The organism is Metabacillus sp. B2-18 (assembly GCF_021117275.1).
Taxonomy (GTDB): domain Bacteria; phylum Bacillota; class Bacilli; order Bacillales; family Bacillaceae; genus Metabacillus.
In genome coordinates, this window is record NZ_CP088245.1 from 3,056,913 (window position 1) to 3,069,911 (window position 12,999).

13 protein-coding genes are annotated in these 12,999 nt (G+C 34.5%); 4 read left to right on the top strand and 9 right to left on the bottom strand.

Annotated features, from left to right (window positions below):
• Positions 1 to 14 precede the first annotated feature (14 nt).
• From LPC09_RS15465 to ilvA, 4 genes are all read right to left on the bottom strand, one after another.
• A complete protein-coding gene (locus LPC09_RS15465) occupies positions 15 to 1,037 on the bottom strand; it encodes a nucleoside hydrolase (RefSeq protein WP_231307715.1) in 1,023 nt (340 codons plus the stop codon).
• Positions 1,038 to 1,267: 230 nt separating this feature from the next.
• Positions 1,268 to 2,110, bottom strand: coding sequence for a DegV family protein (locus LPC09_RS15470; protein ID WP_098797406.1), 843 nt, complete (start codon positions 2,108 to 2,110; stop codon positions 1,268 to 1,270).
• Positions 2,111 to 2,321: 211 nt separating this feature from the next.
• Positions 2,322 to 2,573, bottom strand: coding sequence for a DUF2535 family protein (locus tag LPC09_RS15475; protein ID WP_098797407.1), 252 nt, complete (start codon positions 2,571 to 2,573; stop codon positions 2,322 to 2,324).
• Positions 2,574 to 2,727: 154 nt separating this feature from the next.
• On the bottom strand, positions 2,728 to 3,996 hold the full coding sequence (gene ilvA / locus LPC09_RS15480) for a threonine ammonia-lyase IlvA (protein ID WP_098797408.1): 1,269 nt from the start codon (positions 3,994 to 3,996) through the stop codon (positions 2,728 to 2,730).
• A gap of 196 nt (positions 3,997 to 4,192) precedes the next feature.
• On the opposite strand from ilvA, the gene LPC09_RS15485 reads away from it, so the two are divergent.
• The gene (locus LPC09_RS15485; RefSeq protein WP_098797409.1) at positions 4,193 to 4,429 is read left to right on the top strand and encodes a hypothetical protein; all 237 of its coding nucleotides are present in this window, start codon (positions 4,193 to 4,195) and stop codon (positions 4,427 to 4,429) included.
• 101 nt (positions 4,430 to 4,530) lie between these two features.
• Complete coding sequence (gene trhA, locus LPC09_RS15490) at positions 4,531 to 5,172, top strand: PAQR family membrane homeostasis protein TrhA (protein ID WP_098797410.1); 642 nt, start codon at positions 4,531 to 4,533, stop codon at positions 5,170 to 5,172.
• Positions 5,173 to 5,288: 116 nt separating this feature from the next.
• Here trhA and LPC09_RS15495 read toward each other — a convergent pair whose 3' ends face one another.
• The gene (locus tag LPC09_RS15495; RefSeq protein WP_098797411.1) at positions 5,289 to 6,512 is read right to left on the bottom strand and encodes an MFS transporter; all 1,224 of its coding nucleotides are present in this window, start codon (positions 6,510 to 6,512) and stop codon (positions 5,289 to 5,291) included.
• A 165-nt stretch (positions 6,513 to 6,677) separates the two neighbouring features.
• Positions 6,678 to 7,682 (bottom strand): ROK family transcriptional regulator, encoded by a 1,005-nt coding sequence (locus LPC09_RS15500; RefSeq protein WP_231309768.1) that lies wholly within the window; start codon positions 7,680 to 7,682, stop codon positions 6,678 to 6,680.
• A 192-nt stretch (positions 7,683 to 7,874) separates the two neighbouring features.
• On the opposite strand from LPC09_RS15500, the gene LPC09_RS15505 reads away from it, so the two are divergent.
• Together LPC09_RS15505 and LPC09_RS15510 are read left to right on the top strand one after the other, a co-directional pair.
• The gene (locus LPC09_RS15505) at positions 7,875 to 9,314 is read left to right on the top strand and encodes a DDE-type integrase/transposase/recombinase (RefSeq protein WP_098795475.1); all 1,440 of its coding nucleotides are present in this window, start codon (positions 7,875 to 7,877) and stop codon (positions 9,312 to 9,314) included.
• A gap of 407 nt (positions 9,315 to 9,721) precedes the next feature.
• The gene (locus tag LPC09_RS15510; RefSeq protein WP_231307716.1) at positions 9,722 to 10,387 is read left to right on the top strand and encodes a hypothetical protein; all 666 of its coding nucleotides are present in this window, start codon (positions 9,722 to 9,724) and stop codon (positions 10,385 to 10,387) included.
• A gap of 36 nt (positions 10,388 to 10,423) precedes the next feature.
• Here LPC09_RS15510 and LPC09_RS15515 read toward each other — a convergent pair whose 3' ends face one another.
• Genes LPC09_RS15515 through LPC09_RS15525 form a run of 3 tightly spaced genes read right to left on the bottom strand, consistent with a single transcriptional unit; the run spans position 10,424 to position 12,500 of the window.
• Positions 10,424 to 10,921, bottom strand: coding sequence for a dihydrofolate reductase (locus tag LPC09_RS15515; RefSeq protein WP_231307717.1), 498 nt, complete (start codon positions 10,919 to 10,921; stop codon positions 10,424 to 10,426).
• Entirely contained in the window at positions 10,918 to 11,712 is a 795-nt protein-coding gene (locus LPC09_RS15520) for a thymidylate synthase (RefSeq protein WP_231307718.1), read from the bottom strand. The genes LPC09_RS15515 and LPC09_RS15520 overlap by 4 nt, the downstream gene beginning before the upstream one ends.
• A gap of 47 nt (positions 11,713 to 11,759) precedes the next feature.
• On the bottom strand, positions 11,760 to 12,500 hold the full coding sequence (locus LPC09_RS15525; RefSeq protein ID WP_098797416.1) for an anthrax toxin lethal factor-related metalloendopeptidase: 741 nt from the start codon (positions 12,498 to 12,500) through the stop codon (positions 11,760 to 11,762).
• Positions 12,501 to 12,999: the final 499 nt, after the last annotated feature.

Below are 12,999 nucleotides of genomic sequence, written 5' to 3' on the forward strand. Positions count from 1 at the left end.
CCCTTCTGTTTCGTTCATAATGAAAAGTTTATCAAAATACAACATAAAGGGGAAGATGAAATGATGTGAAGCTTTTTTGAATAATTATTAAACTTATTGCCATTTATAAAGGTATCGTATACATTCTCAATATAGAATTGGTAATCAAATTTTATCGCAATTGAATGTATAGGATACTTTTCGAGCTCTTTATAAGGCCTGAAATCTCCAATGCTCTGCCCTCTCGCCACACCATCTTCCGTACTGATTTTTACAGGCTTATCAACAAATTGAAAATGGTTACTATTTTTTACTGCCCAGAGTGTTAACAAGTCATGCATTGGTCCACCCGAAATGGAGGGATCTCTTTTTTTATACCATTCTGAATAATGGGTGATAATCGGCTTTAATAATTGACCTACACTATCGCCTGTTCTTTTAAAATATTGGTCAAGTTGATTTATGATGTTATCAGGAATAATTGCATAATTCGTTACATTAAGAGGAAATATCTTTACTTTTTCTACATTACTTATTACTAGATTTGCTGCGTAATGATCACTATAGAAATTTGCTTCAGCAATTGGGGTTGCATTACCTGGAAAAAGGAATGCACCGCCCATAATATAGAACTCTTTGACTTGCGATAGAAAATTCGGATATAAAACAATTGCTGTTGCTAATGATGTTAAACGACCAACATTAACAATGCTAATTTCATTTGGATATTGATTAATAACGGTTAAAATCTCATGAAAGTTCTCAAATTCAGGTATCGGTTCGCTCAAATCAGGCGTAATCGGACCAAGTCCATATTCACCGTGAATTTCAGGAAAATAAGTAGGTTGTTCGCCAGTTAACGGTCGATCTGCACCTCCAATAATAGGGATATCTGTCAGCTGGGTAATTTCTTGAATATATCTTGCTGTTATCGTGGCGTTTTTCTTTGAGATATTTCCGTAGTCAACAACAATTCCAACAATATCAATACTTTTACTATAATAAGCAAAAAGTAAAGCAACAATATCGTCAATTCCAAAGTCTCCGATAAACAACACTTTTTTACCGATGATTCAACACCACCTGTTTTGAGTGATTAGCTAATTTAAATACTTCATTGCACTTTACTGTTCTTTTTATAATAATTATGCGTAATTTTTAGCACGATGTCTTTTTATATTTTGACCCATTACAAATGGGTTTTCTATATATTTGAATCAAATGCCATGAAGAACTAAAAAAGACCCAGACAATCCCCATAAAAAATGGTCTTGTCTTGGTCAAATATTTACTCTGCAAAAAACATAAAACCTACTGCACCCGGTCCCGTATGTGTTGAAACAACAGGTGTTGTAAATGAGATATCTACCATGCAATTCGGACTAATTTCAAGAACAGCTTGCTTTAGTCTTTGAGCAAAATCATGTGCGTCGGCATGGGCAATGCCAACTGCTTTAACAGTTTTCCCTTTTACATCTTCTGCAAATTGTTTGGCTAAGTATTTTACTGCCTGAGATTGACTTCTAACTTTTCCAACTGGAGTATAAAGCCCATCTTGTAATTTTGCTATTGGCTTAATATTGAGTAAGGAGCCTATTAAAGCTTTTCCACGACCAATCCTACCACCCTTCACAAGATTTTCCAGTGTGTCTACACTTAAATAAAGTCTTGTTTGATCACGAATTTCAGCTATCCTATGAAGTATTTGTTCTTTTGAAGAACCTTCTTTAGCCATTTTTGCTGCTTCCAAAACTTGAAAACCTAGTGCCTTAGAAATAAACATTGAATCAAGAACTGTTACATCAGCTTCGGCCATTTGAGCAGCCGATTGAGCTGATTGGACTGTCCCACTTAAGCCTTTTGTCATATGAATAGAAATAATTGAACTCCCATCCTCGCTAAGCTCCTCATACACTCTTAGAAACTCCCCAGCAGGTGGTTGTGAACTCTTAGGTAGTTCAATAGATTGATTCATCATTTTTATAAAAACGTCTGGAGTAATGTCAACTCCGTCTGTAAACTGTTTATCATCTATTGTAATGGACAATGGAACAACCGTAATATCATATTCTTCTATCAAATCTTTTCTCATATCTATTGTTGAATCAGTTACAATTTTAATTTTTTGCAAATCCTCACATCCCTAAAAAGTCTACCTACTATTATACCCCCATTAAAGGCACATTCAATGAAATTATTTCTTATCTTTTAAAATTATATGCGACTTCAAACCTATTGATTGGTATATTGTCCATGTGTTTTATTCCGAAAGAATAAAACATTGAGTAATAATTTAAGTATTTTAAAACAAAAAAAGAGAACCAGACACTCCTGGTTCCCTCCTAAGCATTGTTTTTTAATATACTACTTCCAAAGATAGCCTCGTAATCAGGCCATTTCAACACTTTTTTCAAGTAATCTTTAAAAGAATAAATACTTCTTGGATTTATCTGTGTTTGGATAATGGATATAAACTTCTGTAAACGGATTTGAAGCATGAAACGGTTTTTGTTATCCTCCTCCAATACTGGGATATCAGTAATTTTTACCTTCTGTCCACTTGCCAGTTTGAACTCTAGGCTCTTGAATAACAAGTTATCAATCCTCTTTTTTACCCGTTTCCTATATTATAACCCAATTACAATGAGAAGTCTGTCTATTTTTGTCTAATGAAAAGTTTTTTTTCGGCGTTTTCATCGTTGAGATATCAATGTTTTGCACTAACCTCAACTCTTCAGAAGAATACTATTAGATTAAAAGGTGAAATAAATTACTATCCTTATTCACTTCAGTTACAAAAAAACCTTTCTTTTTCATTCTTTTTACAAGAGGTTCATAATCTTCTTTTTGTTTTAATTCAATACCTACCAATGCTGGTCCATTGTCTTTGTTATTCTTCTTGGTATACTCAAAGCGATTGATATCATCGGTTGGCCCAAGTACTTCAACTAAGAACTCTCTTAACGCTCCTGCACGTTGTGGGAAATTCACAATAAAATAATGCTGTAATCCTTCATAAATCATTGAACGTTCTTTGATCTCCTGCATTCTACCAATGTCATTGTTTCCTCCACTTACGATACAAACAACATTTTTACCCTTAATTTCATCTCGTAAAAAATCAAGAGATGCAATTGACATCGCTCCAGCAGGCTCTGCTACAATTGCATTTTCGTTATATAACTCTAAAATAGTTGTACAGATTTTTCCTTCTGGAACAAGCAGAACTTTGTCCAATACATCGTTACAAATAGAAAAGGTTTTGTCTCCGACCTTTTTGACTGCTGCTCCATCAACAAATTTATCAATCTTCTCAAGCGAAACTACTTTGTTTTCTACTCTTGATTGATAAAGAGCAGGTGCACCCTCTGGTTCAACACCTATCAGCTTTGTTGAAGGTGAAATCGCGTGAAAGTAGGTACCAACACCAGAAATTAAGCCGCCTCCACCAACACTTGCTACAACATAGTCAATGTCCACATCAGCATCGTTCAATATTTCTACTCCTACGGTCCCTTGTCCAGCAATTACATCTACATCATCAAAAGGGTGAATGAAAGTACGGCTCTCTTCTTCACTGCTAATCATTGCCTTTTGATATGCATCATCAAACGTATCGCCGGTTAAAATAATATCAACGTATTCTTTACCGAACAGTTCAACTTGAGAAACTTTCTGACGAGGAGTTGTTGACGGCATAAAAATTTTCCCATGGATTTTTAATTGACGGCAAGAGTATGCAACACCTTGTGCATGATTTCCAGCACTAGCACATACGATACCATTCTTTGTCTTTTCAGGATCAAGCTGCTTAATCTTATTAAAGGCACCTCTGATTTTAAATGAGCGAACAACTTGTTGATCTTCTCGTTTTAAGTAAACATTACACTCATATTTTTCAGAGAGTTGTTCATTTTTTTGTAATGGAGTATGTGTTACAACATCTTTAAGTAAATGATGCGCTTTTAAAATATCTTCCACAAAAACATTTTGCAATTCATTGATTGTTTGTTTCATTGTCACGGTCCTTTCAACTGCTTGTTAATTTGAAATTATATCATGAATATTCAAAATTTAAAGGAAATATCAAAAAGTTTTACATAATTTTTAATTTTATGTCTCATAGATAGATGAACTACAAGCAATAAGCTGACAAACCTTCAAAAGAATGAAAAAATTATTTACACAAAAACTTTTATGAGGTGATAAAATAATGGAATATGAAATAAAAAATAAGGAAGGTGCAATTCCTTGTTTAATTGTTGCAGATGATGAAAATGGTCGTTACATGATAAGAGAAGCTGACACGAGCGGTGAAGTGTTTAACAGTTCGAGAGAAATGCTTTTTTGGATTTATGAAAATTGGAAAGAACAAGATTTTGAGGACAAACAATTGTTTCATCAAATAGTCTCTTCTTTACAAGATCATGTTCAGCAATCAAAAAGCTAATTTTTCTAGTAAATAAATGATAAATGTCACTATTTCATCTTATGAATGAATGATATAATTTATAAATTATTGAAAAACAATTTCATTGAAAGGAGAAAAGCATGGCAAACACACATACCTTTTCTAAAGGTGAAGAAATAGCAAATTCAATTACGCATGGAATTGGCGGCTTACTAAGCATTGCTGGTTTAGTCATATTGATTATCTTTTCCTCCTTACATGGAAATGCTTGGCATATCGTAAGCTTCACTTTGTTTGGAGTAACGATGGTTTTGCTATATACAGCTTCAACCTTAGTTCACAGCTTTCCAGCAGGTAGAGCAAAAGATTTTTTTGAAATATTAGATCACTCCGCTATTTACTTTTTTATTGCTGGCACCTATACACCCTTTCTTTTTATTGCGGTAAAAGGATGGGTCGGTTGGACATTATTTGGAATTGTTTGGGGTTTGGCAATAGGCGGAACAGTTTTCAAATCATTCTTCGTTAAGAAGTACTTATTCTTTTCTACCATTATGTATGTTGTAATGGGATGGTTAATTGTCTTTGCTTGGAACCACATTATTAGCAACGTACCCTTTAATGGTGTAGTCTTGCTTGTCATTGGTGGAGTATTATATACAGTTGGTGCAATTTTTTACGTTTGGCGTGGTTTTAAATATCACCATGCTGTTTGGCATACTTTTGTTTTAGCAGGTACAGTGCTGCACTTCTTCTCTGTATTATTGTATTTGTTGCCATAATAAAATGGATTTAAAAGGCGCTATCCTTCAGGGTAGCGCCTTTTGCTTTAATCAAATTACTTTGAGTCTTTTTATTAAATAGAGGAAACTGTTAAAATTCACTTTGTTATAAAAGGTTAAATTACTGTTGTATTTGTATTTTCCCTCTTTAGTAAAGCCCTCTTTGTTAGTAAAACATTTAGTTTTTCAGAACTTAACAGCATTGCTGCAATAATAAGAATAATACAAATTGGGAATATTCCTATTGTTGTATAAGACGCCATGAAACCAAGTAGAGGCGGCAAAAATGTACTTCCTGTATAAGCTACCGCCATTTGATAACCCATAATAGTTTGGGAATGCTTTTTCCCAAAACGTGAAGGTGTCTCATGTAACATACACGGGAATATTGGCGCTAATCCTAACCCGATCATAATAAAACCTACTAAGGAGAAAACCGACGGCAATGGTAGGAATAAAAAGATAGCACCAGTTAATGCTAGTAATTGCCCTGTACGAATGAGACTAAGATTACTAAATTTGAAAGTAATAAAACCTGTTAGAAAACGACCAATTGTTATTCCTGCATAATAAAAGGAAACCCATTGTGCTGCAACTGCTACAGGTATCTCTCTAACATTTACCAAATAACTACTTCCCCAGAGACCAACTGTTGCTTCAACTCCACAATAAAACAGAAAGGATGCCAAAGCCAGTTTTACTCCCTTAATTTGTAAAGGTTTCACTTCATCATCACGGATCAACTCATCTGAATCTACCATTTCTTCATTTGAGATCGTATTGTTATTTTTTACCACTCTATTCCATAATGGCAATGTAAAGAAAAGAATTACAGCCAATGTAAACTGAATTGCTGCAATTGTAAAATATCCATTTCTCCAAGTATTTTGGCCTGATATGAACTGCGCCATAATGATCGGACCAAAAGTAGCTCCAACTCCCCAAAAACAATGTAACCAGCTCATATGGTGAGCTTTATAATGTGTAGCAACATAATCATTTAATCCTGCATCAATAGCTCCTGCACCTAAACCTAGTGGTATAGCAAATAAAAATAACCATAAAACTGAAGGAGCAAAGTTAAACCCTAATAATGCACCGGCAGTCATTAAAACACTGACAAATGTAACCTGCCCCGTCCCGAACCTTTTAAGAATCTTTCCGCTAGCTAAACTTGAGATAATCGTACCGCCTGCAATCGCCATAAAAAGAAATCCAGCAGTCTCAAGGGGAGCACCATAATCCGATTTCATTACAGGCCACGCTACCCCTAACAGTGAATCAGGTAAACCTAAGCTTATAAATGCTAAATAAATAATAACTAAAAGGAATGTTGTCATATTAACCTCGCCTATATCTATTAATAATAGTCTATTCTTCTCTTTAACAATTCAATATTATAGAAACACTTATTAAAGATTTTTAAAAAAGTAAAGAGAATAAAAGTATTAAACTTAAAAGCTATGGACAAAAATTCACTTCACATAATTTTACACTTATGTAATTTATTGATCATTAATCATAAGATCAAGTCCAATGCTTTGTAACCCAAATAAATAATCTTGTTTCAAATCACTAATGACTAGCTCTGGAAGATGCTCTGACGGAATATATTTTGAACTGCATATAGCCATTTTATTTAGCATTTCTTTTTTTATTTCACCATTTGAAAAAATAATTGAATGTGGGTTAATGATTGCTGCAAATGAAGCTACCAATCTGCTAATTGCATCAATCGTTTCATCATTTTCATAAGGTATTATTTTATTAGACCCATTTTCAATTTCAAGAGCCTGCCCAAAATTTCGATTATTATACTGAGGTACAAATGAAACCTCTCCAGAGAAAGAAGTGCTTCCCCGCATCACATCACCATTTATCATAATACCTGCACCCGGACCATTTTGACCAAGATACAAATAGATGAGAGACTGCCCATTTATATTCCCTGTTTTATTGTTATATCCAAGAACAGAAGCGTTCATATCGTTCTCTACTGCAACCGGTATGGAAAAATAATCCTCATAATATCCTTTTAAATCAAAATTTTGAAACTGATCATATTCTGGTATAAAAATAATCCGACCATTATCTACAGAACCTGGAACTCCAATTGCTAAAGAACTGATTTTGGGAAATTTATTTAGCAAGTTTTCGATACAGCTAGTTAGTACTGGTAAACCGTCATTTATTAATACACTTGATACCTTTCCCTGCTCCTTTACTTCTCCTATACAATTAAATATTGTATAATTTGACTCACTTTTCTCTAAAAAAATGGCCAGTCCTAGCATATGCTCGGGATTGTATCTGTATCTTTTTGCTCGTCTCCCTCCACTAGATTCATCTAATCCGACTAAAATAATTTCCCCATCTTTCTCCATTTCCGCGAGGAACTTACTTATTGTCGGGAAACTAATTTCTATTGCTTGACTGAGTTCAACTTTTGTAGCACTTCCCAACCTTAAAAGAGTTGTACGAATGTTACGAAGAATATTCTTCTTTACCATCTCTTGTGTAGCAAATACTTTTTTCAATGTATTCACCCCCCTAAAAAACTTCGTATTGTCAAAACTTCTATAAGAAATAGGTTATAAAATATCTCCATAGAGGGCTTTATAGGCAAAAAAATTGCCACCCCCTAAATTCTTTGGATAATTGAGGTTACCACACACCCAACAACCAAGAATGGAAGTGACAATTTGTACCCTCAAATTATAACCTATTTATTAACTTTTATAAACTATCAAGAACAACTCATTCGAACATTGCTTACTTTATTGATTGGTAAAAGCATGTTCGATAAACCTACTGAACAGCCCGTAAATAAACCTTATCGAAAACTTCAAGTGGATGACCTTCCGGTCATTGAAGTTCTAGAACAGCTTGATTATCGAGTTCTTCTTAGTGAATATCTAGAGAAGAACGGGAAAGCTCTCAAACCTGTTCAAAGGCGTAAGAATGCAAAAGTTTCCGTACCTAAAGCCATGAACTGTCCAAAGTGTGGTGCTCCATCGGATTATCTTTATGCCAACAATGGAGATAAAGGTCAGTATCAATGCAAGGTGTGTACAGAACTTTTCAGTGAAAAGAACCGTTACTCTAAGGAGGCCATCCTGAAGTGTCCTCATTGTTCCAAGACTCTCGAGAAAATAAAAGAAAGAAAAGATTTTCACGTGTTTAAGTGCAAGAACAATGACTGTTCTTATTATCAAAAGAAGCTCAATGGGATGACTTCAAAAGAAAAGAAAAGGTTCAAAAAGGACCCTCAAGCATTTAAATTGAGATACATTTTCCGTCAGTTTTATATCGATTTCCAGCCGTTATCTAAGGAATCACCAGAACTGCCGGCCGTGGACTTATCAAAGATTTATGCATCCCCACATACATTAGGATTGATCCTAACCTATCATGTAAACTATGGCCTTTCGGCCCGTAAAACAGCTGCGATTATGCAGGACGTACACGGAGTGATGATTTCACATCAGACTGTATTGAACTACGAAAATAGCGTAGCTTTATTACTTAAACCTTATGTGGATCACTATCCCTATGAACTTTCAGACCAATTCTGCGGTGATGAAACGTATATCAGAGTAAACGGTCGATGGCATTATTTATTTTTCTTTTTTGACGCCGTGAAAAAGATTATTCTTTCGTATCCGGTGTCGCCTAATCGAGACACAGCAACAGCCATTCGAGCAATTGATGAGGTCTTAATCAAGATGAAAGAGATTCCAGAAAATCTGACCTTTGTGGTAGACGGGAATCCAATCTATCTTTTAGCCCAACATTTCTTCGCTCAACATGAGATTTTATTCGATGTGAAGCAGGTCATTGGATTAACCAATGAGGACCCTGTTTCAACCGAATATAGACCAATGAAACAAATAATTGAGAGACTTAACCGCACCTTTAAGGGCAATTATCGCTCCACTCATGGATTCGGCTCTGAACATGGTTCCATTTCATACGTCACCTTATTTACGGCCTACTTTAACTTTTTGCGTCCGCATGCCGCCTTAGAAGGAAAAGTGCCCGTAGTGAATCCAGAACTCAAGGGGCTTCCAACAATGCCAGCACGTTGGACAAAGCTCATTGGATTAGCACAACAATGGATAGTAGAACAAAGACAAGCCTAACTTTTTGTTTAGCTGAGCCCTTAAGCTAATTCAGCAATCGGCGGAGCGAACTCTTGACAAACCGAACTTGCCAATGGTTTAAAATGGAAACAACCAAGGGCTTATTTGGTATGCCTTCTTTTGTTCCCTTCGCCCTTGTTAAACAATCCACAAACCATTGGCGTGTTTGTCAAGAGAGATTGCGGCGCATCTCCATCCAGTAAATAGGAGAGAAGCTAACCCTTTAGGTAGTTTTCATAAATCTTTTGACACTACCAAAAACTTATTAAAGATCTTTAATAAGTAATGTAGCATATTATTATATTGCAAACAATCCTTCAATTTCATTTCATTATAAGTACAAAAAATTCCTTTGTTCAACTTATATTATAGTGAGTATTTTTGATATTAAAAACTAGGGGGACAATATGAATATTTACGAAGCCGTAGAGGAACTCACTAAAGCGGGAGTCTCTGAGAGTATAAGAACGCTAACAATAAGAAAGTGGATTAAAGAAGGAATAATCACTTCTTCCGAAAATAACGGCTACAGTATTGATAAACAAACAACGAAGTTATTACAAAACAGCCTGCGAGATGAAAAAAATGAAATTATCAAGAAACTTCAAACAAAAATTAAGCTACAAGATGAATATATTGAAGGGATAAAAGCCATTCATAAAGATGCTACCAGTTCCTTTATAACACAACGAGAAAATTTAAACCGAGAAATATCACTACTTAAAAAGGAAAATAATGACTTACAAAAGGAAGTTACTCAATTATTAAAAGAAAATATTAGATTAAGAGATGACTTAATCAAATACAAAGAAAATTCAATGAATAAAAATAAAAATAGCGACCATGATCAACAAGAACAACCCACATCTTATGATCTATCTTATCACCTAAGAGAATATCAGCATAAATTAGGTCTAGCAAAAATAGCAGGTAAAAAAGAAATTGTTGCTAGTTACAAAGAATTATTAAAACTAACACACCCTGATCATGGTGGAGATCCTAAATGTTTTCATTACATAAAGGCTGATTTTGATACTTTTAAAAGAAACCTTAAAAATAACATTAAAAGGTAGTATGAATTAAAATTAAAAAAAGCATCATTTCGTTCTTCAACGAAATGATGCTTTTTTCTCATATACAACAAACTCATAATCATAAGGATTTTTTTCATCTTTCATTCCTTTATCACATTTCACCATATCCCACTCTTCTTCATTTGTTCTAGGAAAATATGTATCTCCCTCAAACTCATGATAAATATGTGTAATATAAAGGCGGTCACTGCAAGGTAAGATTTGCTGAAATATCTCCGCTCCTCCTATGACAAAGATTTCTTCATCAGATTGCTCAGATAGTTCCACTATATCTTCTAAAGAATTCAGGACTAAACATCCTTCTTGGGAATAATTTCGATCTCTAGTAACAATAATATTTTCTCGACCTGGTAGTGGTCTACCAATAGATTCAAACGTTTTTCTTCCCATTACAATTTTATGATTCATCGTCGATTTTTTAAAATAAGCCAGATCTTGTGGGAGGTGCCATGGAAGTTGATTATCTTTTCCAATAAGGCGATTAGTATCCATTGCTACTAGTAAAGAAATCAAACACTAACAGCTCCTTTAATATGTGGATGAGGATTGTAGTTTTCGAAACTGAAGTCCTCAAAAGAGAAATCAAAAATAGATTTAACATCTTTGTTCACCACTAAAGTTGGTAAAGGCCTAGGATCTCGTTGTAATTGTTCTTTTACTTGTTCAACATGATTTGAGTAGATGTGAACATCTCCAAAAGTGTGAACAAACTCTCCTACCTCTAAGTTAGTTGCTTGTGCCATCATATGAACAAGTAAAGCATATGATGCAATATTAAATGGCACACCCAAGAAAACGTCAGCAGAACGTTGATATAACTGACATGAAAGCTTCCCATCTGCTACATAAAATTGAAAGAAGCAATGACAAGGTGGTAGTGCCATAGAATCAACATCTGCAACATTCCAGGCTGAAACAATTAATCTTCTGGAATCTGGATTGTTTTTAATTTGCTGGACAACATTCGTAATTTGATCAATAGTAGAACCATCTCTTGCAGGCCATGCTCTCCACTGATGTCCGTATACTGGACCCAGCTCTCCATCTTCATCTGCCCATTCGTTCCAAATTTTCACACCATTATCTTGAAGATACTTTATATTTGTATCACCTTTAAGAAACCATAAAAGTTCATGAATAATTGATTTAGTGTGTAATTTTTTTGTCGTAATTAACGGAAATCCTTCTTTAAGGTTGAACCTCATTTGATAACCAAATGTACTTATTGTCCCCGTACCTGTTCGGTCTTCTTTTATCACTCCATTTGCAAGTACATGTTGACATAATTCCAAATATTGTTTCATTTAGACATTTCCCCTTACTTTTAATCCTTCATGTATTTTACCATACTTTAATATTGAGAATTCACATAAATATTTTTGCGTATCTCTGCTGCTTGTGTTTCTAGTGAACGAATAAATGTAAAAGTTAACGGAGCTTTTTCTTGTAGAGTTAATTTTGTTTGATTATTGTAATAATACATGGCAAATGTTTCAGCAAAATATTCTTCAGGGAATTGGATAAAATATGATTGTAGCGGAAAAAGAGAGTCAACTTCTTGTTTCCAGATATTTAAAAAGAGTGGATTTTTTCGAACGTACTGGAAAACATAACGATCAACAGCATGAGCAAATTCATGAAGCTCTAGTGACACAGAGCCATGTCCTTTTCCAAATTCGCTATGCCCGATTTTTGCATAAACGACTCTATTATCACTCATCCCCGGAACTAACTCCCAATTCGGATCATTTGTTTCATATCCACGTGGTTTCAAGTCTTTTAATCTATCTAAACCATTTTGACTAGTTAAAGAACCAGTGAATAGTTTAATTTGAATACTTTCCTCTGCTGCTAATAATAAAATGTTTTCATCTACTTTTTGTATATTTTCTATCATCTTCATTGCATCATTTTCTGAAAAGCCTTTGGGAGGTAAATAAACCAGTTCACTAACTATTGGTTTAGATAAGGATAATCCATTTGTTTCAAACTTATATGAAGATAGCTGAACACCTTCAGGAAAGGCTTTTGCTAGATGATAAAATGGAATACAAATAAGAGAGAGTAAAAGAATAAATAATGTCTTTTTCATGATGTATATCCCCTCTTTACTAATGACAAATTTGTAGAAAACTTAAGAGGTTTGCAGGTTAAATTACTTTTCTACTATACTATCATAAATAGACATTTTTAACTAGAAGTGTGGAATCGAATAGATTATTGGTTTTTGTATCAAAATGATTAAAGCAAAAGGGGCTGACCCAAAAGTCTAGATTTTAGACCTTTGGGTTAGCCTTTTTTTAAAAGTGTTTTTAATAAAGTTAAATATAAAAACTGGTTCGTTACATTGCGCTCCAGACACTTGCTTTCCGCGGGGAGGAAGCTGAGCCTCCTCGCCTTCGCCTGCGGGGTCTCAGCCTTTCCTCTACCTCCCGCAGGAGTCAAGTGTCTTCCGCTCCATTCCACTATCCATTTTAAATAATATTTATCTGCATCAATCTACGAAAACAGCTTTTTAAAAGACAAAATTAAAACAAAAAAATCGTCCAATTTTGTATAATGAAGTTACCACACCACCTTATACAAGAAAG

Bases quoted from the DNA above. Each gene is read 5' to 3' on its own strand.
- LPC09_RS15500 (WP_231309768.1), bottom strand. From the start codon at position 7,682: ATGGTAAAGAAGAATATTCTTCGTAACATTCGTACAACTCTTTTAAGG.
- LPC09_RS15525 (WP_098797416.1), bottom strand. From the start codon at position 12,500: ATGAAAAAGACATTATTTATTCTTTTACTCTCTCTTATTTGTATTCCA.
- LPC09_RS15485 (WP_098797409.1), top strand. From the start codon at position 4,193: ATGGAATATGAAATAAAAAATAAGGAAGGTGCAATTCCTTGTTTAATT.
- LPC09_RS15495 (WP_098797411.1), bottom strand. From the start codon at position 6,512: ATGACAACATTCCTTTTAGTTATTATTTATTTAGCATTTATAAGCTTA.
- LPC09_RS15510 (WP_231307716.1), top strand. From the start codon at position 9,722: ATGAATATTTACGAAGCCGTAGAGGAACTCACTAAAGCGGGAGTCTCT.
- ilvA (WP_098797408.1), bottom strand. From the start codon at position 3,996: ATGAAACAAACAATCAATGAATTGCAAAATGTTTTTGTGGAAGATATT.
- trhA (WP_098797410.1), top strand. From the start codon at position 4,531: ATGGCAAACACACATACCTTTTCTAAAGGTGAAGAAATAGCAAATTCA.
- LPC09_RS15520 (WP_231307718.1), bottom strand. From the start codon at position 11,712: ATGAAACAATATTTGGAATTATGTCAACATGTACTTGCAAATGGAGTG.